This is a genomic window from Marinobacter sp. (assembly GCF_041690615.1).
Classification (GTDB): domain Bacteria; phylum Pseudomonadota; class Gammaproteobacteria; order Pseudomonadales; family Oleiphilaceae; genus Marinobacter.
On sequence record NZ_JAWLGY010000001.1, the window covers coordinates 178,747 to 204,979 of the forward strand.

24 protein-coding genes are annotated in these 26,233 nt (G+C 60.8%); 19 read left to right on the forward strand and 5 right to left on the reverse strand.

Annotation, left to right across the window (positions count from 1 at the left end):
• Window positions 1-45: 45 nt before the first annotated feature.
• Genes ACESMZ_RS00785 through ACESMZ_RS00795 form a run of 3 tightly spaced genes read right to left on the reverse strand, consistent with a single transcriptional unit; the run spans window position 46 to window position 2,532 of the window.
• On the reverse strand, window positions 46-795 hold the full coding sequence (locus ACESMZ_RS00785; RefSeq protein WP_372956198.1) for a DnaJ domain-containing protein: 750 nt from the start codon (window positions 793-795) through the stop codon (window positions 46-48).
• 7 nt (window positions 796-802) lie between these two features.
• A complete protein-coding gene (gene murU, locus ACESMZ_RS00790; RefSeq protein ID WP_372956199.1) occupies window positions 803-1,483 on the reverse strand; it encodes an N-acetylmuramate alpha-1-phosphate uridylyltransferase MurU in 681 nt (226 codons plus the stop codon).
• Window positions 1,480-2,532 carry an aminoglycoside phosphotransferase family protein gene (locus ACESMZ_RS00795; RefSeq protein WP_372956200.1) on the reverse strand — a complete coding sequence of 351 codons (1,053 nt, stop codon included), beginning with the start codon at window positions 2,530-2,532 and terminating at the stop codon, window positions 1,480-1,482. Before ACESMZ_RS00795 ends, murU begins: the two co-directional genes overlap by 4 nt.
• A 366-nt stretch (window positions 2,533-2,898) precedes the next feature.
• On the opposite strand from ACESMZ_RS00795, the gene ACESMZ_RS00800 reads away from it, so the two are divergent.
• From ACESMZ_RS00800 to ACESMZ_RS00855, 12 genes are all read left to right on the forward strand, one after another.
• Complete coding sequence (locus ACESMZ_RS00800; RefSeq protein ID WP_372956265.1) at window positions 2,899-5,175, forward strand: LPS-assembly protein LptD; 2,277 nt, start codon at window positions 2,899-2,901, stop codon at window positions 5,173-5,175.
• Window positions 5,172-6,491: a peptidylprolyl isomerase gene (locus tag ACESMZ_RS00805; protein WP_372956201.1), complete on the forward strand. Its 1,320-nt coding sequence runs from the start codon at window positions 5,172-5,174 to the stop codon at window positions 6,489-6,491. The genes ACESMZ_RS00800 and ACESMZ_RS00805 overlap by 4 nt, the downstream gene beginning before the upstream one ends.
• Window positions 6,488-7,504 (forward strand): 4-hydroxythreonine-4-phosphate dehydrogenase PdxA, encoded by a 1,017-nt coding sequence (gene pdxA, locus ACESMZ_RS00810; RefSeq protein ID WP_372972071.1) that lies wholly within the window; start codon window positions 6,488-6,490, stop codon window positions 7,502-7,504. The genes ACESMZ_RS00805 and pdxA overlap by 4 nt, the downstream gene beginning before the upstream one ends.
• A complete protein-coding gene (gene rsmA, locus ACESMZ_RS00815) occupies window positions 7,501-8,331 on the forward strand; it encodes a 16S rRNA (adenine(1518)-N(6)/adenine(1519)-N(6))-dimethyltransferase RsmA (RefSeq protein WP_372956203.1) in 831 nt (276 codons plus the stop codon). The genes pdxA and rsmA overlap by 4 nt, the downstream gene beginning before the upstream one ends.
• The gene (locus ACESMZ_RS00820) at window positions 8,324-9,124 is read left to right on the forward strand and encodes a symmetrical bis(5'-nucleosyl)-tetraphosphatase (protein ID WP_372956204.1); all 801 of its coding nucleotides are present in this window, start codon (window positions 8,324-8,326) and stop codon (window positions 9,122-9,124) included. The genes rsmA and ACESMZ_RS00820 overlap by 8 nt, the downstream gene beginning before the upstream one ends.
• A gap of 70 nt (window positions 9,125-9,194) precedes the next feature.
• On the forward strand, window positions 9,195-9,527 hold the full coding sequence (locus tag ACESMZ_RS00825; protein WP_372956266.1) for a DUF423 domain-containing protein: 333 nt from the start codon (window positions 9,195-9,197) through the stop codon (window positions 9,525-9,527).
• Window positions 9,528-9,534: 7 nt separating this feature from the next.
• The gene (gene thiS / locus ACESMZ_RS00830) at window positions 9,535-9,735 is read left to right on the forward strand and encodes a sulfur carrier protein ThiS (protein WP_372956205.1); all 201 of its coding nucleotides are present in this window, start codon (window positions 9,535-9,537) and stop codon (window positions 9,733-9,735) included.
• A 51-nt stretch (window positions 9,736-9,786) separates the two neighbouring features.
• Entirely contained in the window at window positions 9,787-10,596 is an 810-nt protein-coding gene (locus ACESMZ_RS00835; protein WP_372956206.1) for a thiazole synthase, read from the forward strand.
• A gap of 53 nt (window positions 10,597-10,649) precedes the next feature.
• Window positions 10,650-11,243 (forward strand): nucleoid occlusion factor SlmA, encoded by a 594-nt coding sequence (slmA, locus tag ACESMZ_RS00840; protein ID WP_372956207.1) that lies wholly within the window; start codon window positions 10,650-10,652, stop codon window positions 11,241-11,243.
• Between the two features lie 83 nt (window positions 11,244-11,326).
• Window positions 11,327-11,899, forward strand: a complete 573-nt coding sequence (locus ACESMZ_RS00845; protein ID WP_372956208.1) for a peroxidase-related enzyme — start codon at window positions 11,327-11,329, stop codon at window positions 11,897-11,899.
• Between the two features lie 62 nt (window positions 11,900-11,961).
• Window positions 11,962-13,116: a C4-dicarboxylate TRAP transporter substrate-binding protein gene (locus tag ACESMZ_RS00850; RefSeq protein ID WP_372956209.1), complete on the forward strand. Its 1,155-nt coding sequence runs from the start codon at window positions 11,962-11,964 to the stop codon at window positions 13,114-13,116.
• A 38-nt stretch (window positions 13,117-13,154) separates the two neighbouring features.
• Entirely contained in the window at window positions 13,155-14,360 is a 1,206-nt protein-coding gene (locus ACESMZ_RS00855; RefSeq protein WP_372956210.1) for an acyl-CoA dehydrogenase family protein, read from the forward strand.
• A gap of 234 nt (window positions 14,361-14,594) precedes the next feature.
• Here ACESMZ_RS00855 and ACESMZ_RS00860 read toward each other — a convergent pair whose 3' ends face one another.
• Window positions 14,595-16,193: a class I adenylate-forming enzyme family protein gene (locus ACESMZ_RS00860; RefSeq protein ID WP_372972072.1), complete on the reverse strand. Its 1,599-nt coding sequence runs from the start codon at window positions 16,191-16,193 to the stop codon at window positions 14,595-14,597.
• Between the two features lie 208 nt (window positions 16,194-16,401).
• Here ACESMZ_RS00860 and ACESMZ_RS00865 point away from each other — a divergent pair, with 208 nt between their 5' ends.
• The gene (locus tag ACESMZ_RS00865; protein WP_091853123.1) at window positions 16,402-17,022 is read left to right on the forward strand and encodes a TetR/AcrR family transcriptional regulator; all 621 of its coding nucleotides are present in this window, start codon (window positions 16,402-16,404) and stop codon (window positions 17,020-17,022) included.
• A gap of 24 nt (window positions 17,023-17,046) precedes the next feature.
• On the opposite strand, the gene ACESMZ_RS00870 is transcribed toward ACESMZ_RS00865, so the two are convergent.
• Window positions 17,047-18,201: an acyl-CoA dehydrogenase family protein gene (locus ACESMZ_RS00870; RefSeq protein ID WP_372956212.1), complete on the reverse strand. Its 1,155-nt coding sequence runs from the start codon at window positions 18,199-18,201 to the stop codon at window positions 17,047-17,049.
• 276 nt (window positions 18,202-18,477) lie between these two features.
• Here ACESMZ_RS00870 and ACESMZ_RS00875 point away from each other — a divergent pair, with 276 nt between their 5' ends.
• From ACESMZ_RS00875 to ACESMZ_RS00900, 6 genes are all read left to right on the forward strand, one after another.
• The gene (locus tag ACESMZ_RS00875) at window positions 18,478-19,308 is read left to right on the forward strand and encodes a helix-turn-helix transcriptional regulator (protein WP_372956213.1); all 831 of its coding nucleotides are present in this window, start codon (window positions 18,478-18,480) and stop codon (window positions 19,306-19,308) included.
• 25 nt (window positions 19,309-19,333) lie between these two features.
• The gene (menE, locus tag ACESMZ_RS00880) at window positions 19,334-20,917 is read left to right on the forward strand and encodes an o-succinylbenzoate--CoA ligase (protein ID WP_372956214.1); all 1,584 of its coding nucleotides are present in this window, start codon (window positions 19,334-19,336) and stop codon (window positions 20,915-20,917) included.
• Between the two features lie 32 nt (window positions 20,918-20,949).
• Entirely contained in the window at window positions 20,950-22,095 is a 1,146-nt protein-coding gene (locus ACESMZ_RS00885; protein WP_372972073.1) for an acyl-CoA dehydrogenase family protein, read from the forward strand.
• Window positions 22,096-22,131: 36 nt separating this feature from the next.
• Window positions 22,132-23,934, forward strand: a complete 1,803-nt coding sequence (locus ACESMZ_RS00890; RefSeq protein WP_372956215.1) for an acyclic terpene utilization AtuA family protein — start codon at window positions 22,132-22,134, stop codon at window positions 23,932-23,934.
• A 54-nt stretch (window positions 23,935-23,988) separates the two neighbouring features.
• Window positions 23,989-25,149, forward strand: coding sequence for a C4-dicarboxylate TRAP transporter substrate-binding protein (locus ACESMZ_RS00895; RefSeq protein ID WP_372956216.1), 1,161 nt, complete (start codon window positions 23,989-23,991; stop codon window positions 25,147-25,149).
• 173 nt (window positions 25,150-25,322) lie between these two features.
• Window positions 25,323-26,192 carry an alpha/beta fold hydrolase gene (locus ACESMZ_RS00900; RefSeq protein ID WP_372956217.1) on the forward strand — a complete coding sequence of 290 codons (870 nt, stop codon included), beginning with the start codon at window positions 25,323-25,325 and terminating at the stop codon, window positions 26,190-26,192.
• The last annotated feature ends 41 nt before the right edge of the window (window positions 26,193-26,233 follow it).

Consider the following 26,233-nt stretch of genomic DNA (forward strand, 5'->3'; position numbering starts at 1 on the left):
AGCCAGCGCCGGTGCGTTATGTTTTGTGACAGGTAAAAGTGGGTTTCAGCGGGTCAGGCGTTCCCGGCGCTTGATCACTTCCCAGGCCTGCTGCAATCGCAGCAGCTGGTCCCGGGCGTGGGTCCTTTCTGCACTCGTCAGTTCGTCGCTAAGTTTGTCCGGGTGATAGCGGGAAACCTCACGGCGGTAGCGGCGCTTGATATGGGCAAAGCTGTCGCCGGCCTGGACACCGAGGATGTGGTAGGCGTCCTGCAGGGTCTCCGGCTTCGGCGGTGGGGCGCTGATCCAGACTTCCTGCCGGTACAGCCGGAAAATGCGGTCCATGGCTGCCAGCGGGAGACCCAGCTGGTAGAAGGCATCTTCGCAGCGATAGCGGCGGGGTTTTCCGGGTGCACCGAATAGCTGGGCACCATGACACACGCACAGGCCAATGAGCAGGCTCGTATGCTGGGGCCAGGGGCCCAGCAGCCGGAATCCGGTCAGTTTCAGTGCGGAAAGCTCCGCACTGTCACGGCCCTGATGGAAGCGCCGTATGGCCTTGCTGCGCTGTCGGGGGGGCAGTGCCAGGCCGGTCATCAGGTGCTCGGCAAAGCGGATGTCGTCTTCGGTGACGCGACCATCAGCTTTTGCCAGGTAGCCCAGGCAGTAAAAAAGTGCGTTGCGGGCCCCTCGTCCGACCCGGTGGCGGCTGATCAGTTCGCTGGGACGGTGACGGCACGCGATAAAGTCAGACACCAGCTCTTCCAGCAGGGCCTGGGTGCGCGGTTGCAGGTGTTGAGGGTCACGTCCGCTCATGATGCCTTCACGCCTGCCGGGATTGTGCCAGCAGTCGGTCGAGTTCTGCCAGTCGTTCGGGGGTGCCGATATCCATCCAGTGGCCACGGTGATGCAGGCCGTAGACTTCGCCACGAGCCATGGCCTCACGCAGAACCGGCGCCAGCCTGCGGGCACCGGGGCGCAAGCCCTCGAACAGGGATGTGTGCAGCAGGCTGATACCGGTGAAGGTCAGGCGGTCGCTACCGGTGTCCCGCACCTGGCCATTGGCGTCCAGGGCGAAATCGCCTTCCGGGTGGTGGGGCGGATTGTCGGTCAGCACCAGCATGGCGCGGCCCTGCCGGGGGGGCCTCAGCTGGCGCAGGTCCAGGTCGTGCCAGATATCCCCGTTGATAACGGCGAACCAGCCTTCATCCGCATCAAGCAGGGGTAACGCCTGAATAATGCCGCCTGCGGTTTCCAGGGGGACGCCTTCCGGGGACCACGAAATGGAGACACCAAGAGCTTCCCCGTTGCCCAGCGCCTGCTCCAGCTGTTCGCCCAGCCAGGCATGGTTGATGACCAGCTCCCGGAAGCCCGCTGCCCGCAGCTTGCGGATGTGGTGAACAATCAATGGCTCGCCCCCGGCCCTCAGCAGTGGCTTGGGCGTGTGCAGGGTCAGGGGGCGCATGCGCTCACCCTTGCCGGCTGCCAGAATCATCGCCTTCACAGACGGGGGGCTCCGGTGGGGTGGTCCGGTGCAGTGCCGAGCTTGTGGTGAATGGCAGGTACCACATCGTCCGTCAGCCATTGATGAAAGTGGCGCAGGGCCGGCAGTGGCCGGCTCGCCTCCACCAGGTAGTTCACGGTACGGGGAATATCGGCGAGGTAGCCGCTTTTGCCATCCCTCAGGTACAGCCGCGCAAAGATACCGGCAGCTTTCAGGTGGCGCTGCATGCCCATCAGCTCGAACCACTGGCGGAAGGTATCGCTATCGGCCTGGTGGAGGCCGGCTTCCTTGCCCAGGATGCGGAAATCTTCCAGCCAGCTGTTGCGTCGCGCGGCCGGCCATTCGATATAGCAGTCCTTGAGCAGGGAGACGATGTCATAGGTAATGGGGCCTTCCACCGCATCCTGGAAGTCGATGACTCCGGGCACCGGGGTGTCATGGCGTACCAGCAGGTTGCGGGAATGATAGTCCCGGTGAACCGGAACCCGGGGCTGGGCGAGTGCGCTTTCCTTCAGGAAGGCAAAGGTGGTTTCCAGCATGCAGCGTTCGCCATTGGCGAGTTCCATCTGCAGCAGACCTTCCAGCAGCCAGTCCGGGAACAGGTTCATCTCCCGGTCCAGCAGCGCCTCATCATAGGGTGGCAGCGTGTAATCGCCGCCGGAGGGCACCTGTTGTATGCGGATCAGCTCGGCCATGGCTTCGCCGTAGAGCTCGTCGGCGGTGACGCCGTTGAGGCGACCCAGCATCAGCCGGTCGCCAAAGTCTTCCAGTAACAGAAAACCCTGTTCCAGATCTTCAGCGTAGACTTCGGGCACCGATACGCCATGCTGGTGCCAGTGTCGTGCCAGGGCAACGAACGGGTGGCAGTCCTCATGCTCCGGGGGGGCGTCCATGACGATCGCGGTGATGGCCTTGCCGGTGCCGGATTTGCCGTTGGCCCTGAAGTAACGGCGAAAACTGGCATCGCCACTCACCGGCGTCAGGTGGGCTCGTTCAAAGCCCGGGTGCCGGTGGACCCAGGTGGTGAGTTTCTCCAGGCGAATGTCCATGCTTTCGGTGCCTTTTGGTCAGATTGTACGGTGTCCGGTCCATTGGCATGAATCGCTGCGGTACACCCGGACCCATGCAAGGCAGAGTATACCTTTGCAGCAGGACTATGGAACCATCGGCCTGGCGCGTTAACAAGCCTCACTCAGCCGTGTAAACTAGCCCCCAGTTTGCCGGGCGCTCTGCCTTGCCACGCCGATCATCAACAGGATCCCGATCCGGTGCCACAAGATCAATACGCCAGAATTACTGGCCTGACACAGTTCGTTGTCGCGGCACGGCCCAGGCCGTTGACTGCATTGCTCGCCGGTTTTGGCCTGTTCACCCTTGCCGTGCCTGCGCTGGCCCAGTCCTCCACTGCGGCAGAGATGGACTGGCGCCCGCGGTCGGAACTGCCTGCGGATGTCCGGGACCGGTTGCCCCGCTTCTGTGACGGAGGCTATCTGCAGCCGCCCGTGGCTACTGTAGAGGGCTCGCCGGAGGCTGGCGCACCGGTGAACGCCAGCGCCCTGTCAGCACGTTATGAAATGGATACCCGCCTGCAGCTTCAGGGCGATGTGCGCCTCGACCAGGCCGGTATGGCCATGACCGGAAACGAAGCCGTGTATGACCAGGTGGCCGGGCAGGTGGATATTGCCGGGCCCATGACCAGTCGCAGTTCCGGCATGTTATTGACCGGGCAGCAGGCCCGTTATGACGTAAACTCCGGATTTTTCACCATTGACGACGCCACGTTCCTGTTCCATGAATCAGAAATGCGGGGCCAGGCGTCACAGATTCGCCGTCCGGAAAACCAGGTTATCGAGATCGAACAGGGTTATCTGACCACCTGCGCCCCGGATCGTAACGACTGGTCCCTGGTGGCCTCAGACATCCGCCTGAATCAGGCCGAGGGCTTTGGTACCGCCAGCAATATCCGGCTGCAGGTCAGGGATGTGCCGGTGTTCTACTGGCCCTGGGCGAGTTTCCCGATCGATGACCGGCGCAAGACCGGGTTCCTGTACCCCACGTTCGGTACCTCGAATGCAGGCAGCGGTATGTACCTGTCTGCGCCTTACTACCTGAACCTGGCACCCCACTACGATGCCACGCTTTACCCCCAGTACATTCACGGCCGGGGGCTGTTCAATGAGGTGGAAGGCCGTTACCTGAGCGAGCTGGGCGAGTCCGTCCTGCGGGTGGGCTTTATTGATGACGACAGCGAATACGAACGTGAGTTTCCCGGAGAATCCGGCAAGCGCTGGGGGGTGGACTTCCAGACCCGGGCCAATTTCGGCAGTGGCTGGAACGGGTATGTGGATTACGCGGCGGTATCGGACGATGATTACCTGAGTGATCTGAACCAGACACTGGATATTGGCAATGCGACCCACCTGCGCCGGCGTGGAGGAATCCGCTACCAGGATGAGTGGCAGCTGTTCGAGGCCTATCTGTCAGGCTACCAGACGATCACTGACACCGTGGCCGACCGCAATGTTCCCTACGATCAGTTGCCGGAGATACTTTACGGCGCGGTTGCTCCTTTGGGGCCGCTGGAGGTTGGTATCGAAAGCCAGTACACCTGGTTCGACCGGGACAATATCAGCCTTACCGGTCTTGACCGCGCCGTCGGGCAGCGAACCCGTGCGGTGCCAGAAGTGGCGCTGCCGCTGAGGACAATCTGGGGATACGTCCGGCCGTCGGTCAGCGTTGACCAGACCTGGTACGAACTGGATGACTATGAGCTGGGCGACAGCTCTTTCGACCGTACCGTGCCCGTGGCCGAATGGGACAGCGGTATCTATCTGGATCGTGAGACCAGTCTGTTTGGCCGCAGCTACAACCAGTCACTGGAACCGCGCCTGTACCATGCCTGGGCGGACGCCGAGGAAGACCAGAACTACATCCCCAACTTTGATGCGGGCCTGCGCTCGTTCCGCTTCGATAACCTGTTCCAGCCGAACCGGTTTGTCGGCGGCGACCGTATTGGTGATGCCAACCAGACCGTGGTGGCCCTGACCAGTCGTTTCAACGATATGGTAACCGGGGTCGAGAGCGCCCGCTTCAGCGTGGGGCAGGTGTATTACCATGATGACCGTGAGGTCACCCTGTTCGGACGCGGTGCGGAAACCCGCAGCGAATCTCCCTACGCCGGCGAGGCGGTGCTGCGCCCGCTGGATACGCTGGATATCCGGGTGTCGGGACTGTGGGATCCCCGCGAGAACCATACCCAGGAAGGTCGCAGTGTGCTGGCCTACCACTCGCCGGATTATCGCTATCTGGTCAGTGCAGGGCACACCTACTCCAGGGGAGATAACCCCGACGACCGCTTTGAGCAGATGGATCTGGGCGCCATTTTCCCGGTCACAGACAACATCAGCCTGATTGGCCGGTGGGTCTACGATTCACAGCTGGAGCAGACCGTAGGTACACTGGCAGGGTTCGAGTACAACAACTGCTGCTGGAGCTTCCAGCTGGTCAACCAGAGGTACCTGACCGGCGACAGTGACGAGACCGAAGGGGAGATGGATAACCGCATAGTCTTCCAGATACAGCTCAAGGGACTGGGCGGCTCAGGAGGTACCAGCAGTACCCTGTCTGATGCTTTCCTGGGCTACGACGAGCGGGAGCGCCGACGCTTCGGTACACAGAACATCAACCCATGAACGAGGTACATATGCAGGCAAACCGTGGCCTGACAGGATTCAAGACGTGGCTGGTGGCGGCAATGCTGCTGCTGGCAACCAGCGCCCAGGCGGAACGGCAGCTGCTGGACCGGGTTATCGCCATTGTTGACGACGGGGTGATCCTCCAGTCGGAACTGGATGCCCGGGTAAATACCATCCGCTCCAGGCTGCAGGCCCAGGGGACCGGGCTGCCACCGCGCCAGGTACTGGAGGAGCGGGTGCTGGACCAGCTGATTACCGAGAACATCCAGCTGCAGATGGCTGACAACATGGGTATGAGGGTCAGCGACAACGAGCTGAATGAAACCATCGGCCGCATCGCCCAGAGCAACAACATGACGGTGCAGGAGTTCGAGAACCAGCTGGCGGCCGAAGGCGTTACCTACCAGGAAGCCCGGGAGCAGATCCGTCGGGAAATGCTGGTCAGTCGTGTTCAGCAACGACGGGTCGACAGTCGGGTACGGGTCACCGACAGGGAAGTGGACAATCACCTGCAACAAGAGGGTGGCGACGCGGATACCACGACGGAATACCAGCTGGGTCATATCCTGGTGTCCGTGGACAATTTCTCCGACGATGAGGAAGTGGCCAGGGCCCGTGAGAAGGCGGAACGGCTGCGTCAGGAGATTGCCGACGGTCGCGACTTCCAGTCCGCCGCGGTTGCTGAATCCGATGCCAGCAATGCCCTTGAAGGGGGTGTTATGGGCTGGCGCAGCCGGTCTGACCTGCCCTCCCTGGTAACTGACGTTGTCCCTGAGTTGCCGGTGAACCAGCCTTCCGAAGTGCTGCAGAGCGGCAGCGGTTTCCACATTGTGCAGGTGCTGGATCGCCGTGGTGGCGAAGCCCGCAACGTGATTGAGCAGGCCAGGGTGCGCCATATCCTGGTACGTACCACCGAAGTGGTCTCCGACGCCCGTGCAGAGCAGCAGATCAACGAGCTATACCAGCAACTTCAGGACGGCGCGGACTTTGCCGCCCTGGCGCGGGAGTTCTCGGATGACCCGGGTTCCGGCTCTGATGGCGGCAACCTGGGCTGGGTCAGCCCGGGGCAGATGGTGCCGGCTTTCGAAGAGACGATGATGAACGCGCAGGTGGGCGAGGTGACCCGCCCGTTCCGGTCCCGGTTCGGCTGGCACATCCTGGAGGTCCAGGAACGTCGTGATCAGGACGTCAGTGACCAGGTGCGTCGGTCTGAGGCCCAGCAGGCCCTGTATCGCCGCAAGTACGAGACGGAACTGCAGAACTGGTTGCGGGAAATCCGTGACGAGGCCTATGTGGAGATCAAGAACTCATGACCGCCCCGGTCACTCTGGCACTGACAGCGGGTGAGCCTGCCGGCATCGGTCCTGAACTCTGCCTGCAACTGGCCACCGAAACGCGCTCGCAGCAGGTGGTTGTGGTAGCCAATCTGAAACTGCTGGAACACAGGAAGGCCCTGCTGGGCCTCGACGTGGGGTTGCATGCCTGGCAACCGGGGGGCCGGGTCCTGACCGGGGCAGGTGAGTTGTCGGTACTGGATGTGGCCGGTATTGCGGATACCACCGCAGGCAGGCTGGACCCGGGGAACAGCCAGTATGTCCTGGACACACTGACTATTGCAGCCCGGGGTTGCCTGGATGGCACCTTCGACGGCATGGTTACGGCCCCGGTTCACAAGGGGGTGATCAACGAGGCCGGTATTGCCTTCAGTGGCCATACCGAGTTTCTGCAGGAGCTCTGTGGTGTGGAGCGGGTCGTCATGATGCTGGCCACGGAAGAGCTGCGGGTTGCCCTGGTGACTACCCACCTGCCCCTGAAGGATGTGCCGGCGGCGATTACCGCAGAGCGTATCACCCAGGTGGCCCGTATCCTGAACCAGGACCTGAAAACCTTCTTTGGTATTGCCCGGCCCCGCATCCTGGTAGCAGGCCTCAACCCCCATGCCGGGGAGGGGGGGCATCTCGGCCGGGAGGAGATCGACGTTATTGAGCCGACCCTGGACAGCCTGCGCCGCGAAGGCATGGACCTGACCGGGCCGTTACCGGCCGATACTCTGTTCACGCCCCACTGGCTGGATGATGCAGATGCGGTGTTGGCCATGTATCACGACCAGGGCTTGCCGGTACTGAAGTTTCAGGGCTTTGGCCGGGCGGTGAATATTACCCTCGGGCTGCCCATTGTGCGGACGTCGGTGGACCATGGCACAGCGCTGGACCTGGCGGGCACCGGCAAGGCGGACGCCGGCAGCCTTCATACGGCGATTCGCGTGGGCGAACAGATGGCCCGTTATCGCCGTGAACACCAGTCAGCAACAGGAGCGGGTCAGTGAGCAGCAAAGCCGGCCACCAGGCCCGTAAACGCTTCGGGCAGAACTTCCTACATGATCCCGGTGTGATAGAGCGTATCGTCCGGTCGATTAACCCGAGACCTGATGACCAGATTGTGGAAATCGGGCCGGGGCTGGGAGCGCTGACGGAGGAGTTACTGGCGGTCAATCCGCGCCTGCAGGTTGTGGAGCTGGACCGGGACCTTATCCCGGTGCTGCGCACGAAATTCTTCAACTATCCCGATTTCCGCATCCATGAGGCGGACGCCCTCAGATTCGATTTCAGCGAACTGGCCCAGGACGGGCCGCTGCGTATCGTGGGCAATCTGCCCTATAACATCTCCACGCCGCTGATCTTCCACCTGCTGGAGCAGTCGGGAGTCGTGAAAGACATGCACTTCATGCTGCAGAAAGAAGTGGTCCAGCGTCTGGCCGCAGGTCCGGGGGATAACAACTACGGGCGCCTGGGTATCATGGCCCAGTACTTCTGCAAGGTTCAGCCCCTGTTCGAGGTGGGCCCCGGGGCTTTCCGGCCCGCGCCGAAAGTGGATTCCGCCATCGTCCGGCTGGTCCCCCATGACAGCCTTCCCCACCCGGCCCGGGACCTGGCCACCCTGCAGATGGTGGTGCGAACCGCATTCAGCGCACGGCGCAAGACCCTGCGGAAGTCCCTTGGTAATCTGATCAGCGTTGAGGAACTACAGGCGCTGGGCATCAATGACGGCCTGCGACCTGAAAACCTGAGTCTGGCCGAGTTCGTCGCTATTGCCGATTTCCTGGTGGAGAACCGGCCCCAGGCCGACACCGTACACGAGGCAGATCATGACTGACTATGCCATTGGTGATATCCAGGGTTGTTACGAGCGACTGCTGGATGTTCTCGACAAGGTGGACTTCTCCCCCTCCAGGGACCGGCTCTGGGTGGCCGGGGATATTATCAACCGGGGGCCGTCCTCCCTGGAAAGCCTGCGCTACATCCGTAATCTTGGCAGTTCCGCGGTGGTGGTGCTGGGCAACCACGACCTGCACCTGCTGGCCGTGGCCCTGGGTGGCCACGGGGTGAAGAAGAAGGACACCCTGCACGACATTCTCGATGCACCTGATCATGACGACCTGCTCAACTGGCTGCTGCAACAGAACATCTGCGTTCATGACAGCCGGCGGAATTTTGTCATGGCCCATGCCGGGCTGCCCCATATCTGGAGTGTCGACAAGGGTGTTGCCCTGGCACGGGAGCTGGAAGCAGTTCTGCGGGGGGCAGATGTGGAAGACTACTTCCGTGAAATGTACGGCAACTACCCGGAGTGCTGGCGTGATGACCTGCAGGGTATGGATCGCTGGCGCATGATTACCAACTACTTTACCCGGATGCGGTTTATTGCCGCTGACGGCACCCTGGAGCTGGCCACCAAGGAAGCCGCCGGCAATGCTCCTGCGGGTTACGCCCCGTGGTTCAGCTATCCGCGACCCGATGATGTCCGTGTCATTTTCGGACACTGGGCGGCGCTGGAAGGGGAAACCGGCAGTGACCGCTACATCGGCCTGGACACCGGCTGTGTCTGGGGGGGCAAGCTGACGGTTATGAACCTGGATACTGGCGAGAGGATTCATTGTGACTGCTGAGAGTCGGCTGGTTGCTGCCGTGGAACGGACCTGGCTGGCCGGCGGGGCGCTACTGGCCCTGCTTGCGGTCATGGCCGGAGCCTTTGGCGCCCACGGTTTGCGCGGGATGGTCAGTGAACGGGGCCTTGAAGTTTTCCAGACGGCCGTCACCTATCAGATGTACCATGCCATTGCGCTGGTGCTGGTTGCGCTGCTTGCCGCCACCGGCCTGTCACGCCGCCTGCTGGGCGTCGCAGCGGGCTTTTTTCTGGCGGGCACCTTACTGTTCAGTGGCAGTCTCTATCTGCTGGTGCTGACGGAAATCCGCTGGGTTGGCCCGGTAACGCCTCTGGGAGGCGTCTGTTTCATGGTGGGCTGGGCCATGGTAGTGGCAGCCGCGATGCGTCGTCCTGTTCGTAAGTGAGTCCGTTATGAATGTCATGCTCAACGGGGAATCCCGTGAACTTCCGGATCCGTATACCCTGCAGACCCTGATTGATGAACTTGGCCTGACCGGAAAGCGCCTGGCGGTGGAGGTGAACGAGGATATCGTGCCCCGCAGTCAGCATAATGAATTCCGGCTGCATGAAGGTGACCGGGTCGAGATCGTCCACGCCATCGGCGGCGGCTGATGCCCGGCCGCTCCCCGTTCGTGCAGCCTTACCAGACCTCCAAGGATTCCAATGACTGACCAGAACCCTATCCAACTGCCGGAAGACAGACCCCTGGAAATCGCTGGCCGTATTTACCGCTCCCGACTGCTGGTGGGCACCGGTAAATACCGGGACCTGATGGAAACCGGCCACGCTATCGAAGCCAGTGGCGCCGAAATTGTGACCGTCGCCGTGCGCCGCACCAACCTGGGCCAGAACCCGGACGAGCCCAACCTTCTCGATGTGATTTCGCCGGAAAGCTACACCATCCTGCCGAACACTGCCGGCTGCTTTACCGCGAAAGACGCGGTACGCACCTGCAAGCTGGCCCGGGAGCTGCTTGACGGCCACGACCTGGTGAAGCTGGAAGTACTTGGGGAAGAGAAGACGCTCTATCCCAACATGACAGAAACCCTGGTGGCCGCCGAGGAACTGATCAACGACGGCTTCCAGGTCATGGTGTATTGTTCGGACGACCCGCTGCTGGCAAAGCGCCTGGAAGAGATGGGTTGCATCGCCATCATGCCCCTGGGCGCGCCCATTGGCTCTGGGCTGGGGATCCAGAACCGCTACAACATCCGCCAGATTGTCGAGAACGCCAATGTGCCGGTGCTGGTGGATGCCGGGGTCGGCACCGCATCCGATGCCACCATTGCCATGGAGCTGGGTTGCGACGGGGTACTGATGAACACTGCCATCGCCCAGGCCCAGGACCCGATCCGCATGGCCAGGGCCATGAAACTGGCCATCGAGTCCGGCCGCGAAGCTTACCTGGCGGGTCGCATGCCGAAGAAGGCCTACGCCAGTGCGTCATCGCCCATTGACGGCACGTTTTTCTGAAGGAAGGGCCACTCCGGACCAGTCACCCAATAACAGAGCAGTGCAGTCCTGTCATGACCAATCCCAAGCCCAGTCGCAAGGAAGCCATCCTCCAGGCCCTGGTGGAAATCCTCGAGACGGATCCGGGGGCCCGTATCACCACCGCCGGCCTGGCCCGGGCGGTGGGCGTCACTGAGGCGGCGCTGTACCGGCATTTTCCCAGCAAGCGCAAGATGTTTGAGGCGCTGGTGGACTTCGCCGAGGACACGGTGTTTTCCCGCTGCCAGTTGATCCTCCAGGAGCAGGAGGATGTGCAGATGCGCCTGAAACAGCTTGTCCGGCTGGTACTGGTATTCGCCGAACGCAACCCGGGGCTTTGCCGGGTGCTGACCGGCGAGGCCCTCAGTGGCGAGAACGAGGCTCTCCGCAAACGGGCGAGCCAGTTCTTCGAGCGCCTGGAAACCCAGGCCCGCCAGATTCTCAAGGAAGGGGAGATCCGCCAGGGAATGCGCCCCCAGCCCAGCGCGCCCCGCGGCGCCGACTGGCTGATGACCTTCATTGAGGGGCGCATCCAGCGGTTCGTACGCTCCGGCTTCACCCGCCTGCCGTCGGCTGAGTTTGAAGACCGGTGGCCGATGCTGTCCCGAAACCTCTGGTCCGGAGAGTAACGCGCGGGTAGCCACCTCACACAAGACTTGTGGTACAGGGTGGACTAGCGTGGCAGGTATTCCCATAATCCGGAGACCCTGCCATGTCTGAGCGCCACCCCATTTCCCGCTTCCCGATTCCTGATGTTTCCACCCTGCCGGAGGACCTGCGCACGCGCATCGAAACCCTGCAGGAAAAAATGGGCTTCATCCCCAATGTGTTCCTTGGCCATGCCCACCGTCCGAACCAGCTGCGGGCTTTCCTGGCCATGCATGATGACCTGATGGAATCCGATGAGGGCCTGAGCCGGGCGGAGCGGGAAATGATCGTGGTAGCCACCAGCAGCACCAATCAGTGCCTGTATTGCATGGTATCCCACGGTGCCTTCCTGCGGATTCGTTCAAAACAGCCCTGGCTGTCAGACCAGGTGGCTGCCAATTACCGGGATGCTGAAATCAGCGACCGACAGCGCGCCATGCTGGACTATGCCGTCAAGCTTGCCCAGACCCCCTGGCTGGTGGGAGAGAGCGATATCCGTGCGCTGGAGCAGGCGGGTTTCTCCCAGGATGAAATCTGGGACATCGGTGCCATCACCGGCCTGTTCGCCATGTCCAACCGCCTCGCCGCCCACACCGCCATGCGACCCAATGCCGAGTTCTATGGCATGGCTCGCTGAGACCATCTGGCAAGCCTGCCAGATAATTGCCCGGAATGGGTGATGATCATGAGGAGCAAACAATGAAAACAAGAAACCGCACCGGAATCCTTTCAATGGCCACGCTGGCTTCGGCAGTGTTGATGTCCTCTGTTGCTGACGCCCGTGAGCTCAACTATGCACTGGGCGCGCCCCCCGGGACACCGGCCCATGAAGCCCTCGAGTTCTACGCTGACAAGGTGGTGGAGTTGTCCGGCGGCGACCTTACGGTAAAGGTCTTCCCATTGTCCCTGCTGAGTTTTGCGGAGATGTCATCCGGAATCCGGGACGGCATTGCTGATATGGGCCTGATTCTGACCCCATACCACGCCGGTGAGTTTCCCCCCATTAACCTGCTGGCGGAGTCTTCCATGCTGTTGACGCTGGAGGAAGAGCTGGAGGCCGGGAAAGAGGGCGTTGCGTTCGGAGCGGCCCTGTCAGAATTCATGATGTTTCACTGCCCCGAGTGTATCGACCGGTTTGAACAGCAGAACCAGGTCTATCTGGGACATGCGGCAGGCACGGCCTATGGCCTGATGTGTGATGAGCCTGTTATGTCACTGGAGGATGTCGGTGGCAAGCGGGTCCGGGTCGGGGCCGGTAACTTCGCACGCTGGTCGGAGGCTATGGGCGCTACGCCTGTCACAATGTCTGCCAACGAAATGCGGGAAGCCATTTCCCAGGGCATCGTGGACTGTATTGCCCTCTCCAGTCCTGAAATCCAGAACTTCGGACTGGTTGGCCTGGTGACGGATCTGACGATGGCGGTGCCTGGCGGCGTGTTTCCCTTTGCCTCCTTCCAGACCAATGAGGATGTCTGGCGGTCACTATCCAATGAAGAAAGAGCGCTGTTGCTCAGGGGTGCTGCAGAAGGTAATGCTGCTATTTCGTGGACATACGTTGGCGCTGCCGAGAAAAGCTTTGAGCTGGTCCGTGAGGAGGGCGCGCGCTTTCACGAAGCTGACGAATCGCTGGTGAAAGCAACTAGTGACTTTATCGCCGCAGATATGGAAACCCTGGCGAAACAGTACGAAGAGCGCTACGGGCTCGAAGACGCAAAGGCCATGCTGGACGCGTTTCGTCCGATCCTGTCGGACTGGGCAGCCAGGGTAGCCCAGGTGGATAGCCAGGAGGAACTGGCAAACCTCTACTGGGAGCATATTTTTTCGAAGGTTGATCCAGCCTCCCATGGTCTTTGAAGGCTCCGGGTACCATTTGATCAATTAAGGGCTGTTTTATGTTGTTTTCAAGTTCTGAAAAGGCTTCTGACCTTCTGGACCGGGTCCGGCAATTCATGACTGACGAAGTCTGTCCGGTGGAGCACCTGTATCGTGAGCAGGCCAGCGGTGAAAATCGTTACCGGACACCGGCCATTGTCCAGGATCTGAAAGCGAAGGCGAGAGCCGCCGGTTTGTGGAACCTGTTTCTTCCGGGGGGCCATGGTGCCGGGCTGACCAACCTGGAATACGCGCCCCTGGCGGAGGAAATGGGCCGGGTGCTGTGGGCCTCGGAAGTATTCAACTGCTCGGCACCGGATACCGGCAATATGGAAATCCTCTCCATGTTCGGCAGCCCTGAGCAGAAAAAACAGTGGTTGGAGCCCTTGCTGGCGGGTGAAATCCGTTCAGCATTCTCCATGACCGAGCCGGCGGTGGCCTCCAGTGACGCTACCAATATCCAGTGCGAAATCCGGCGTGAAGGCGATGAGTATGTGATCAACGGCCGTAAATGGTTCACCTCCGGGGCCATGAACGAGGCCTGCAAGCTGCTGATCGTGATGGGCAAGACGGACCCGGACAACGCTGACCGTCACCGCCAGCAGTCCATGATACTGGTGCCGAAGGACACGCCAGGCGTGCGTATCGTCCGGGATATGACGGTGTTCGGCTATGACGAGGCACCGGTTGGCCATCCGGAAGTCGTGTACGAAAACGTGCGTGTGCCTGCGTCAAATATGCTGCTGGGTGAAGGGCGTGGCTTCGAGATTGCCCAGGGACGACTGGGCCCTGGCCGGATCCACCATTGCATGCGGCTTATCGGTTGTGCCCAGCGGGCGTTGGAGATGCTGTGCCAGCGGGCAGAGCAGAGGGAAGCGTTTGGACGCAAGCTGTCACAGTTTGATTCGGTGCGAGAGGAGATTGCCGAATCCTTCTGCGAAATCGAACAGGCCCGCCTGCTAACGCTTAAAGCGGCGGACAAGATGGACCGGGAAGGCAACAAGGTAGCGAAGGACCTGATCGCCGCCGCCAAGATCGTGGTACCGGCCATGGCCGCCAGGGTCATCGACCGGGCCATCCAGGTCTACGGCGGGGCCGGCGTCTGCCAGGACACCTTCCTGCCGGAAGCCTGGATGTATGCCCGTTACATTCGCATTGGCGACGGTCCGGACCAGGTACACCGGGCGGCGTTGTCGCGGCAGTTGCTTAAGGCTTATAACGTCTGATCAAGGCTTTTTGCCTGATAATTCGTACTTTCAGGCGACTGTGAGGTTTGGGTCGCCACGAGTTGAGAAGGCTTTCCGGAACCGTCGAAAACAGGGATGTTTTCGTCGAGCGTACATGGACGTATTTACCGCGTGTTCCGGAAAGCCTTATCGACTTGTGGGGGCCTGCAGCCAGACTGGCAGGCCAGATCGTAGTCCTTCACTGGAAATAGCTGACAAGGCTGTCTGACAGCCTTAATCCGAAAAGTACCCTTCCATATCCTTGCGAATCATGTGCTTCTGGATCTTGCCAGTGCCGGTGCGTGGGAACTCCTCCACCACCACAATGGCCTTGGGCACCTTGAAGCCCGCCAGGTGCTCCCGGCAGTACTCGATCAGCTCGTCTGCGGTCACCTCTTCACCCGGCATCAGAATGACATTGGCGGTGATGGCCTCGCCCCAGCGCTCATGGGGAAGCCCGATGACCGCGGCTTCGGCCACCTTGGGATGGCCGATCAGGCAGCGCTCCACTTCCAGGGATGCCACGTTCTCACCGCCGGTCTTGATCACATCCTTTTTGCGGTCGGTAAACCAGATCGCGCCATCCTCATCGATAGACGCGATATCACCACTGTGGAACCAGCCGTACTTGAAGGAGTCTTCTGTCTTGTCTGGCTGGTTCAGATATTCGGTCATCACCTGGGGACCGCGATAGACGATTTCCCCGGGTTCGCCCGGCGGCAGCAAGCGGCCGTGGTCGTCCATGATGGCGACCCGGGTCATGGGCGTGGTGGTGCCCCACGAGCCGGCCTTGCTCCACTGGTGTTCTGGCCGTATCAGGCAGGTGGCCGGGGTGAATTCGGTCTGTCCGGACCCCAGCACGACATCCGCGTTGGGGAAGGCGTCATGAATGGCCTGGAGCTTTGACTCTGCCATTGGTGCCATGGCGTAAAGTGCCCGGCGTACTGATGAGAAATCCCGCTGGCTCGCTTCCGGGTCGGTGAGTATCTCGTTGTACATCATCGGCAGGCCCACCCACATGTAGACCTTGTGTTCCTCGATCAGCCTTGCGCACTCCCGGGCATCGAAGCCCTTCGCAAGAACCAGCTTGCCACCCATCATCCAGGTGGGTACGGCCAGGCAGTTCACCGCGGTGCAGTGGAACAGCGGCAGCTGGCACAGCATGGAGGCTTCAGGGGGTAACTGGTTGGCGATGATATTGGCCATCGCAGCCATGGTGACGGCCAGGTGGCTGGTTACTACACCCTTGGGGTTGGCGGTGGTACCGGACGTATAAAGGAGCTGTACCGGGTCCCGGTCGCCTACTACCACCTCAATTGGGCTGCTGTCACCGCTGTCAATGAGCTGTTGCAACGGCAGCCAGGTATGTCCTGCCGCGGAGTGGGTGCTGGCGCCGGTCCAGTAAAGGAACTCCAGGTCCGGCAGTTGTTCCGGAAGGGCTTGCCCGGCCTCGACGAGAGCGTCCTCGACGATGAGGATCCGGGCGCCGCAGTCTTTCAGGCAATAGGCGATCTCATGGGGTTTCAGCCCGAGGTTGACCGGTGCGAATACCAGGTTGGCCTTGGCGCAGGCCATGTAGCTCACCATCAGCTCCAGACAGTTGCGGGCCAGGATACCCACTGGTTCCCCGGCCTTGAGGCCAAGCCCGAGCAGGCTGTGAGCCAGGCGGTTTGACTGGTCTTCAAACTCACGGTACGTGAGGGTTCGGCCACCATCTACCATGGCGACATTGTCCGGGTAGAGGTCAGTTGCCCGGGTGAGAATATCGCCGGTGCATACCCGGTCGATCATGTTCATGGTGGGGTCAGTCTCGTGCTGTGGTTGCCTGGCCATAATAAGCCTCCGCATGTCGGGGGTGCGTTGTTGTTGTTCCGACAAATTTAGCGGACAGCGCGAATTTGAGCAAGCGTTTGGTCTACAATGCAGATAAGGTCTCCCAACAGCCCCGGTAGCTTGTCTGGTGGCCGGCGATATCGGGTTTGCTATAGAATGCAGCCCGTTTCTAACCCTTTCCCAACCCTGTCGAGAGAGAGCCGGAACCTTGGAATTCAGCGAAGAGATCCGCAAAGAACTGATTGAGAGCGGGAAAATCACCGACCCCAAAAGTCCCCGCGGGGTGGTGCTCAATACGGCTGCCCGCCTGTTCCGCCGCAAGGGTTATCTACAGACAACGGTACGTGATATCGGGCGTGAGACGGGTATCCTGCCGGGCAGTATCTTTCACCATTACCGCAGCAAGGACGAAATCCTGCGCACGGTGATGGAAGAGAGCATCGTTCTCAACCTGGGCCGCCTGAAGCGGGCGCTGGAAAGTCGTCCGGCACTGGAGGATCGGCTACGCACCCTGATTTCTGTCGAGTTGTACGCCATGAATGGTGAAACCGGCGAAGCCTGGAGTGTCATGGTGGACGAGTGGCGCAATCTGTCAGAGGAGGGCAAGGCAACCATTCTCCGGCTGCGGGAAGAGTACGAGGGTATCTGGCTGGACGTGCTGCGGGAGGCTCACCAGGCCGGCGTGGTCACCATGGAGCCGGACATTCTTCGTAAGTTGCTGGCGGGTTCCCTGCACTGGACGCCGACCTGGTTCCGCCATGGGGGAGGTCTTTCCCTGGAGGATCTCACCGACCGGGTCTGGCAACTCGCCACGGGTCATCGTCCCTGACGCCCCGTAGCTTCTTCACCCGCTTTACTGGCCGCCGGGGTGGGTTCCCATGAACTTGGACAGAATGCCCAGCATGACCTCGTCGGCACCACCGCCGATGGAGACCAGGCGCAGGTCCCGGTAGAAGCGGGTGATCAGGGTTTCGTTCATGAAGCCCATGCCGCCGTAATACTGCAGGCAGCTGTCAGTCACTTCCCGCGAAAGCCGTCCGGCTTTGAGCTTGGCCATGGAAGCCAGTCGGGTCATGTCCTCTCCGTTGATGTACCCTTCAGTGCACCGGTAAACCAGCGACCGCAGCAGCTCCACTTCCGTCTGCAGTTCGGCCAGGCGGAAATGAATGCTCTGGTTGTGCAGTAGCGGCTTGCCGAAGGCGACGCGCTGGCGGGTATATTCAGCAACGTCTTCGATGCACTTCTCGAGGGAGCGAATGAGGCTGGCGGAACCCCACAGGCGTTCTTCCTGGAACTGCTGCATCTGGTAGATGAACCCCATACCTTCTTCACCGATGCGATAACGCTGGGGCACCCGCACGTCTTCAAAGAAGATCTGGGCAGTGTCGGAGCTGCGCATGCCCAGCTTGTCCAGCTTGCGGGCTACGGTGACGCCCGGCGTATCCATGGGCAGAACGATCAGCGACTTGTTCTTGTGCACCGGGCCGTCGCCGGTGTTGGCGAGCAGGCACATGAAGTCTGCCTGGGTGCCGTTGGTGATCCACAGCTTACCGCCATTGATGATGTAATCGTCACCGTCCTTGCGGGCGGTGGTCTTGATGGAGGCAACGTCGGAGCCCGCCCCCGGTTCGGATACGCCGATACAGGCCACGTAGTCACCGGAGATCGCGGGTGCCAGGAATTCCTTGCGCAGTTCATCGGAGCCTATCTTGGCCAGGGCGGGCGTGGCCATATTGGTCTGTACCCCGACGGCCATGGGTATGGAGCCGCAGTTGGTTTCACCCATGGCTTCGCAAAAGGCGAGGTCATAGCTCCAGTCGAGTCCCATGCCACCAAAAGCCTCGGGCTTGGTGATGCCGAGGAAGCCCTTGGCGCCCATCTTCCGGAAAAGTTCGCGGGCCGGGAAGATGCCTTCTTTCTCCCACTCGTCCACGTAAGGATTGATTTCCTCTGCAACGAATTTGCTGACGGAGTCGTAGAGGCTCTTGTGCTCGGTGGTGTAACGCATGCTGCTCTCCATTGGTCAAAGGCGGTATATGGCCTTCTTTTCAGTTATTGTTACTGACACGGCTCACGTGTGGATCAGGTTTCCGTGTAGGCAGGGAGCGGTGCCAGTTGATCGGTGGACAGGGTTATTCAGACATGAGACCAATCACTCGGTCAAATTATTCTAGCCCCAATCTTGAATTTGACCAAGTGTTAGGTCTAACCTTGGGGTGTTGATAACCGAGAGGGTAACGCAATGAGTTTTACCCCCAGCCAAGAACAAGAAAATAGCCGGCTGATGTTGATTGGTCCGCACCGGGTTTTTTACTACGGCCTGCTGGGCAGGCCCGGGGTCCGGAACTTCGGGTGTGCGACGCTGTATGTTTCCGATCTGGAGCCGTTGCAGGTCAATGTTGGCAATGGCTGGAGTACCTGCCATATCGCGTGGGTGCCCCCCTATACCCCCCACCGTGTTCGTACGGCAGACCGGCATCTGGCCGTTGTGATGCTTGAGCCTGAGTACACGGATACGGTGATGGCCGGTGCCTGCATTCAACGGAAGTTGCAGGAAAACGCTTCGGCGGTAAGGGTGAGGATCCTCGAGGGTGTTATGCGTTTGCAGCAGGTAGCTACCAGCGCCCGGCTTTCGGATGCGGAGTTTGATGACCTGCTGTTCGGCCAGCCCTTGCCGAGACGGCTGCTCGATTCGAGGGTAAGCCACGTGGTGGACCGCATCTGTGAAAATACGGCTGACCCCTGCAGTGCCTCTTGCCTTGCCGACAGCGAGGGGCTGTCCCTCTCCCGGTTCCTCCACCTTTTCAAGGCGGAAACCGGGGTGTGCCTGCGGAAATATCGGGCCTGGCGCCGTGCGAGGACGTTGCTGTACCACGTTCGTTCCCCGTCTACGCTGACAGATATTGCGCTGGAAACCGGCTATCCCGATTCCACCCATTTCAGTCATTCCATACGGCGTATCTATGGCCTTCCACCCAGGGATATTGTCAGCGGTTCGCGACGCTTGAGAGTGCGGCTGCAGGTTTCCGGTGCCGGTCAGATATCACCGGCAGCCAGTTCACGCAAGCTGCCTTCCGGTGCCGCTGTTATGGTTCAGGGCTCTGCGTTCGCATGAGCAATACGATGATCAGAGGTGCATCATGACCCAACAACAAATACAACAGACTGACCCCGGCCTCAGCTCCCACTACATCGGCGGTATCGGTGACTGGTTGCGTTACCATGCCTGGTACCGTCCGGACACCGAGGCCCTGATCTATAACGATGACCGGGTCACCTATGGGGAGTTGGATCACCGGGTAAACCTGGCTGCTGACGTGCTTGCCGGCAAGGGGATTACCAAGGGTGATCGTGTCTGCCTGTTGATGATCAACAGCACCGCCTTCCTCGAAACCTTCTTTGCCTGTGCCAAGCTGGGCGCCATCGCCGTGCCCCTGAACTTCCGGCTCAGTGCGAAGGAGCTGGAGTTCATCATCAATGACGCGGAAGCCTCGGTGATCGTCTACCACGCGCGTTTCCTGCCATTGCTGGAACCCATTCGCGGCGACACCACCCTGCAGTACGCCATCGTGGTAAACGGAGAGTGTGGCGATGGCGTCAAGGGTGCCGAAGGGGACCCGGACTACCGGGAGTGCCTCGCCGGTGCGGATGCCACCGACCGCAATGTGCTGGTCGGGCAGGACGATCCGCTGATGATGATGTACACCTCCGGAACCACCGGCAAGCCCAAGGGCGCCCTGCTGACCCATGCCAACCCTACCTGGGTGGCCATCAACACCCAGATGAGCCCGCTGGCTTTCAATACCTCGGACAGCACCCTGACCGTCGCCCCGTTGTTCCACATCGGGGGGCTCGCTATCTACACGCTGCCCATGCTCTATTGCGGCGCCCGCATCGTGTTGCAGCCGCAGTTCGAGCCTGAAAACCTGCTCAAAACCCTTGAGAAGGAGCGCATCACCACGTTGTTCGTGCTCCCGGCCATGTGGTTGATGCTCAGTCAGCACAAGGGATTCGATGACTATGACCTGTCGGCCCTCAAGGTGTTGCTGTCGGGTGGCGCACCCTGTCCGATTCCGGTGATCGAATTCTTCCAGAAGCGGGGGTTCCAGTTCCTGGAAGGCTTCGGCATGACGGAAACCTGTGCCTCGGCCTGTGTGCTTAATAACGAAAACGCGGTACGCAAGAACGGATCGGTGGGCAAGCCGCTGATCCACGTGCAGATGCGCATCGTGGACGAGAACGATAACGACGTGGCGCCTGGTGAAACCGGCGAGCTGGTGCTGCGTGGCCCCAGCATGTTCCGGGAGTACTGGAATCGTCCCGACGCCACGGCCGAGGAATGGCGTAACGGCTGGTTCCACAGTGGCGACCTGGCCCGACAGGATGACGAGGGCTTCTATTACATCGTCGATCGCAAGAAAGACATGTTGATTTCCGGTGGCGAGAACGTCTATCCCACCCAGGTGGAGCAGGTGCTCTACCGTCACCCCAAAGTCCGGGATGTGGCGGTGATTGGTGTGCCCGATGAGAAGTGGGGTGAGGTGCCCATGGCGCTGGTGGTACCCGAAGAGGGTGACGAACCAACACTTGAGGAAATCCAGGCCTACTGCGGCGAACACCTGGCCCGTTTCAAGGTGCCAAAGCACCTGGCGGTACTGGAAGAGCTGCCCCGCACAGCCACCGGCAAGGTACTCAAGCGGGAGTTGCGCAAGCAGTACCAGTAATTCGCCTGAACAGAAACAACCGAGGAAGATCCATGACGACCAGCAGTCCCTTTTATACCGCCGAACACGAAGCCTTCCGGGATTCGGTCCGTGCCTTTGTCCGCAAGGAAATCGAGCCCTTCGTCACCGAGTGGGACGAGGCCGGTACCTTCCCGCGAGAGCTCTACAAGAAAGCAGCCGACATTGGCCTGATTCCCCTTGGCTATCCGGAAGAGTACGGCGGTATCGAGGCGGACCTGTTCTACATGATCATTGCCGCCCAGGAACTGGCCATGGCCGGCTGCGGCGGTCTTTCTGCCAGCCTGATGAGCCACGGTATTGGCTCTCCGCCCATCGTCAAATATGGCTCGGAGGCGCTGAAGCAGCGCGTGCTGCCACCCATCTACGCCGGTGAGGCCATCAGTGCCCTTGCTATCACCGAGCCCGATGGCGGTTCGGATGTGGCGGCACTGAAAACCACGGCGAAACGGGATGGTGACCATTACATTGTTAACGGCTCAAAGACCTTCATTACTTCCGGCATGCGGGCAGACACCTACACCGTCGCTGTACGCACCGGTGAGGCGGGTCACAAGGGCATTTCCCTGCTGGTGATCGACCGGGATACTCCGGGCTTCACCCGCACGCCCCTGGACCGGAAGATGGGCTGGTGGTGTTCCGACACTGCCACCCTGTACTTCGACGATTGCCGCGTGCCGGCTGGCAACCTGCTGGGGGAGGAAAACCAGGGTTCGAAGATGATCATGAACAACTTCAACTTCGAGCGCATCTTCATGGCCGCTGGCTGCATCGGCTTTGCGAGGGCCTGCTACGAGGAAGTGGTGGACTACGCCCGCCAGCGCCAGACCTTTGGCAAGTCGCTGATCGAGCACCAGGTGGTTCGCCACAAGCTCGCGGATATGTACATGAAGATCGAGGCCAGCCAGGCCTACCTGGAAAAACTCGCCTGGCGTATCGATCACGGGGACAACCCGGTAGCCGATGTGTGCCTGCTCAAGAACCAGAGCACCCTGACCATGGAGTATTGCGCCCGGGAAGCGGTGCAGACCCTGGGTGGTGCCGGGTATCTGCGCGGGCCCAAGTCGGAGCGTATCTATCGGGAAGTTCGGGTTAACGCCATCGGTGGCGGTGCCGAGGAAATCATGCGGGACCTGGCGTCCCGGCAGCTGGGCCTGTAAGGGGCCGGCCGTTTCATCAAGTCATTCGAGGTTGAGATGTCAGACAAGGTTATCAAAATCGGTGGTGCCTCCGGGTACTGGGGTGACACAGCACTGGGGCCGAAACAGCTGATCAGCTACGGTGGCGTGGATTACCTGATCCTGGACTACCTGGCGGAGATCACCATGTCGATTCTCGCCAAGGCCCGCTCCCGCGACCCCGAGGCCGGCTATGCCACGGACTTTATTGACCGGGTCATGAAGCCCTGGGTAAGGGACATTGCTGACAAGCGCATCAAGGTCATCGCCAACGCCGGTGGTGTCAACCTGGAAGCCTGCCGCCGGGCGCTGGAAGCCGTAGCGGAGGAGGCCGGTGTCACCCTGAAGATTGGTACGGTGGAGGGGGACAACCTGCTGGACCGGGCCGACGAGCTCCGGGCAAAGGACCTGCGGGAGATGGAAACCGGTGCGCCCATGCCAGACAAGGTCATGAGCGTGAATGCCTATCTGGGCGCCTTCCCCATTGCTGCGGCCCTGGATGCCGGTGCCGATATAGTGGTGACGGGTCGGTGTGTTGACAGCGCCCTCGCCGTAGGCCCCCTCATCCATGAATTTGGCTGGAGACCCGAGGATTATGACCGGCTGGCGGCCGGTGGCCTGGTGGGTCACCTGATCGAGTGTGGTGCACAGACCAGTGGCGGCAATTTCACCGATTGGGAGGATACCCAGGCCGGCTGGGAAAACACGGGTTTCCCCATTGCCGAGGTGTCCGCTGATGGCAGCTTCGTGTTGACCAAGCCGCCGGAGACGGGTGGCCTGGTATCAGTACTGACTGCAGGTGAGCAGATGCTGTACGAGATCGGCGACGCCCACAGCTATGTGCTGCCGGATGTGATCTGTGACTTCACCCGGGTCACCATGGAACAGGTGGGTGAGGACCGGGTTCTGATCAAGGGTGCCCGGGGCCGTGAGCCCACCTCCACCTACAAGGTCAGCGCCACTTATATGGGCGGCTTCACCTGTATCGGCAGTTTCGTGATCGTCGGCCGGGATGCTGCGGCCAAGGCCCGTCGTATGGGCGAGGCAATCCGCAATCGAACCTCCGCAATGCTGGAAGAAGAGGGCTTGCCGGCGTTTACCAAGAGCGACCTGCAGGTGATTGGGGCCGAGGCCATGTTCGGCGACCAGGCGAGGCCGGAAGCAAGTCAGGCCCGTGAGGTCGTTCTCCGTCTGGGTGTGCATCACCCACGCAAGGAAGGTGTGGAACTTTTCTCCAAGGAGTTCGTCGGCGCTGCGTTATCCATGTCACCAGCCGTTACCGGCGTAACGCCCGGGCGCCCGCGACCCAGCCCGGTCGTCAGCCTGTTCTCAGGATTGATCGACAAGGACCAGGTGCCGGTAACGGTGAAGGTCGGCGGCGAGCCCATTGCCCTGCAGGTGGCCAGCCTTCGGGGCCAGGACCAGCCACAAGCTGCCGCGCCGGTGGAGCCGCCCCGGGTGTCGGAGGGCCGGACGACTGCCCTGCCATTGATTGATCTTGCCGTCGCCCGCAGTGGCGACAAGGGCAACTACGCCAATATTGGCGTAATCGCCCGCGACCCCCGTTATTTCGATGTCATCCGTGCCGCCCTGACTTCCGAGCGTGTCAAAGCCTGCTTCAGCGGACTGACCCGGGGCGAGGTGACGGCGTATCCGCTGCCGGGTATCCACGGCATCAACTTCCTGCTGGCGGAGTCCCTGGATGGTGGGGGCGTCAGCTCCCTCCATCTCGATCCACAGGGGAAAACCTACTCCCAGGTACTGCTGGAACTGGAGATTCCGGTGCCGGAACAGGATGCCCGTAACTGGGGTTTGATCTGATATCCCCGGGGACATTGGTTGCCAGGGGCTGAAAATAACAACGAGGTATGGATCATGAAAATGAAAACACTGGCCCGGGCTACACTGGCCACCGTCCTGTCTGCCAGCATGCTCATGGCCGGCCAGGCGCAGGCTCGCCAGCTGACCTACGCCATGGGCTTTCCGCCCAACTCGGACTCGGACATTGCCGGGCAGAACTTTGCTGAAACGGTATCGGAACTGACCGACGGTGAGCTTACCGTCAAGGTATTCGCCCTGTCGCTGCTCAATTTCGCAGAGACCCCCGGCGGTGTCAGGGATGGCATGGCCGATATGGGCTACGTGCTGACGCCCTATTTTCCGAACCAGTTTCCCCACATGAACCTGGTGGCGGAAGCCTCCATGCTGATCAACCTGATGGACGAGTCCCTGCGCGGTCGTGAGGGTTACGCCTACGTGGGTGCCATGGCGGAGTTTGTCCTGCTCAACTGCCCGGACTGCCTGGCGGATATGGAGAAGGAAAACCAGGTCATGACCAGTAACGCGGGCAGTTCACCCTATGGCCTGACCTGCACCAAGCCGGTCACCAACCGGGAGCAGCTTGACGGTGCCCGGCTGCGCGTCGCCGGATCACACTGGTCCCGCTGGGCAGAGGCTTTCGGCGCCACACCGGTAACCCTGTCGTCCAATGAGGCGGCTGAAGCCCTGAGTCAGGGCGTGGTGGACTGCGTGGTGATCTCGGCCCCGGAACTGACCAACCTGGGCCTGTTTGAACACGTCACCGATATCACCATGTCGATTCCTGGCGGAATCTTTGCCGGCACTGCCACCACCAACATGAATCGGGATACCTGGCAGTCTCTCAGTGAAAGCCAGCGTCAGGCGATCCTCAAGGCAGGCAGCCGCCTGGCAGCGGAGATTCCGTACGTTTACCACAACCGCGAGCAGAAGGTGCTGGAGCGTATCCAGGAAGAGAGGGGCGCCGAGCTCCATGAGGCAGACCCGGAACTGCTGGCCGAAATTCGCGAGTTCGTCCGGGGTGATCTTGAGAAGATGGCTGAATTCTATCGGGAAGAGCGCGGCGTCGAAAACAGCGCCGAGATGCTGGAACGCTTTGAAGAGATCCTGGAGAAGTGGTCAGGCCTCGTGACCGAGGTGGACTCCCACGATGAACTGGCCCAGCTTTACTGGGACCAGGTCTACTCGAAAATTGATGTGACCACCCACGGCATGTAAGGGTTCTGGGCTTCATTGCTGAACGATGGTGCCAGGTAGTTGCAAAACTATCTGGCATTTTTGATGGAAAGTGAGGCATCATCATGGGTTTGATAGCAAGCGCTCGATAAGCTTGCAGTGATGACCGATACCCTGCCGTGTCACGGGTGGGGTCGCAACACCGGAGAGAAACTATGGAACGCATTTACCTCAATGGCGCGTCGGGGCTGAGACTGGCTGCCGATGTGGCCGGCCACCCGGAAGACCAGCCCGTGGTGATGCTCCACGGAGGCGGCCAGACCCGGCACTCCTGGGGCGAGCTGACGCGTACCCTGGCCGGCAACGGTTATCGGGCCATGACCGTGGATATGCGGGGCCATGGTGAGAGCGACTGGTGTCCGGAAGGGGACTACACCCTCGATCGCTTCGTGGAGGACGTGCACGGTATTCTGTCTGACCTGGAGCAGCCTCCGGTACTGATCGGGGCTTCCCTTGGCGGCATCAGTTCCCTGCTGGCTGCAGGAGAGGCGACACACCTGCCCATCCACGGGCTGGTACTGGTGGATATTGTGCCCAGGGTCGAGCCGGAAGGGGTGCAGCGCATCCGTCAGTTCATGTCGGCGCACATTGGCGGTTTCGACTCCTATGAAGAGGTGGTGGAGGCGGTCAATGCCTACATGCCCCATCGCAAGGCCAAACCCCGTTCCAGTGAAGGGTTGCGCAAGAACCTGAGGGTGGGAGAGGACGATCGCCTCTACTGGCACTGGGATCCGGCGTTCATCAATGGCGACCGCACACCGGGTTCAGTCCGTAACGTTGAGCGGTTGCGGGACGCGGCCCGGAGGATTGACGTTCCCACACTCCTGGTACGGGGCAAGATGAGTGACGTGGTCAGCGAGGAAGGGGTAAGGGACTTCCTGCAACTGATTCCCGGTGCCCGTGCGGTTGATGTGAGCGGGGCAGGGCATATGGTGTCCGGCGACCAGAATGATGTCTTCAACGATGCCATCCTGGAGTTCCTGGCGGAAGTCCAGGATGCCGGCCGCTGCGGCACCACAGCCTGACTCTGTCCGTTACCTCTTTGACTGACAGGAAAACGATCCGG

What these genes read in the sequence shown, in the direction of transcription:
- ACESMZ_RS00825 (WP_372956266.1), top strand. Translation starts at nt 9,195, where the DNA reads ATGGCCGGAGCCTTTGGCGCCCACGGTTTGCGCGGGATGGTCAGTGAA.
- ACESMZ_RS00805 (WP_372956201.1), top strand. Translation starts at nt 5,172, where the DNA reads ATGAACGAGGTACATATGCAGGCAAACCGTGGCCTGACAGGATTCAAG.
- ACESMZ_RS00900 (WP_372956217.1), top strand. Translation starts at nt 25,323, where the DNA reads ATGGAACGCATTTACCTCAATGGCGCGTCGGGGCTGAGACTGGCTGCC.
- ACESMZ_RS00875 (WP_372956213.1), top strand. Translation starts at nt 18,478, where the DNA reads ATGTTGATTGGTCCGCACCGGGTTTTTTACTACGGCCTGCTGGGCAGG.
- ACESMZ_RS00895 (WP_372956216.1), top strand. Translation starts at nt 23,989, where the DNA reads ATGAAAATGAAAACACTGGCCCGGGCTACACTGGCCACCGTCCTGTCT.
- thiS (WP_372956205.1), top strand. Translation starts at nt 9,535, where the DNA reads ATGAATGTCATGCTCAACGGGGAATCCCGTGAACTTCCGGATCCGTAT.
- ACESMZ_RS00795 (WP_372956200.1), bottom strand. Translation starts at nt 2,532, where the DNA reads ATGGACATTCGCCTGGAGAAACTCACCACCTGGGTCCACCGGCACCCG.
- ACESMZ_RS00855 (WP_372956210.1), top strand. Translation starts at nt 13,155, where the DNA reads ATGTTGTTTTCAAGTTCTGAAAAGGCTTCTGACCTTCTGGACCGGGTC.
- slmA (WP_372956207.1), top strand. Translation starts at nt 10,650, where the DNA reads ATGACCAATCCCAAGCCCAGTCGCAAGGAAGCCATCCTCCAGGCCCTG.
- ACESMZ_RS00885 (WP_372972073.1), top strand. Translation starts at nt 20,950, where the DNA reads ATGACGACCAGCAGTCCCTTTTATACCGCCGAACACGAAGCCTTCCGG.
- ACESMZ_RS00835 (WP_372956206.1), top strand. Translation starts at nt 9,787, where the DNA reads ATGACTGACCAGAACCCTATCCAACTGCCGGAAGACAGACCCCTGGAA.
- ACESMZ_RS00800 (WP_372956265.1), top strand. Translation starts at nt 2,899, where the DNA reads ATGGACTGGCGCCCGCGGTCGGAACTGCCTGCGGATGTCCGGGACCGG.
- ACESMZ_RS00870 (WP_372956212.1), bottom strand. Translation starts at nt 18,201, where the DNA reads ATGCGTTACACCACCGAGCACAAGAGCCTCTACGACTCCGTCAGCAAA.
- ACESMZ_RS00850 (WP_372956209.1), top strand. Translation starts at nt 11,962, where the DNA reads ATGAAAACAAGAAACCGCACCGGAATCCTTTCAATGGCCACGCTGGCT.
- pdxA (WP_372972071.1), top strand. Translation starts at nt 6,488, where the DNA reads ATGACCGCCCCGGTCACTCTGGCACTGACAGCGGGTGAGCCTGCCGGC.
- ACESMZ_RS00785 (WP_372956198.1), bottom strand. Translation starts at nt 795, where the DNA reads ATGAGCGGACGTGACCCTCAACACCTGCAACCGCGCACCCAGGCCCTG.
- ACESMZ_RS00820 (WP_372956204.1), top strand. Translation starts at nt 8,324, where the DNA reads ATGACTGACTATGCCATTGGTGATATCCAGGGTTGTTACGAGCGACTG.
- ACESMZ_RS00890 (WP_372956215.1), top strand. Translation starts at nt 22,132, where the DNA reads ATGTCAGACAAGGTTATCAAAATCGGTGGTGCCTCCGGGTACTGGGGT.
- ACESMZ_RS00860 (WP_372972072.1), bottom strand. Translation starts at nt 16,193, where the DNA reads ATGGCCAGGCAACCACAGCACGAGACTGACCCCACCATGAACATGATC.
- menE (WP_372956214.1), top strand. Translation starts at nt 19,334, where the DNA reads ATGACCCAACAACAAATACAACAGACTGACCCCGGCCTCAGCTCCCAC.
- ACESMZ_RS00845 (WP_372956208.1), top strand. Translation starts at nt 11,327, where the DNA reads ATGTCTGAGCGCCACCCCATTTCCCGCTTCCCGATTCCTGATGTTTCC.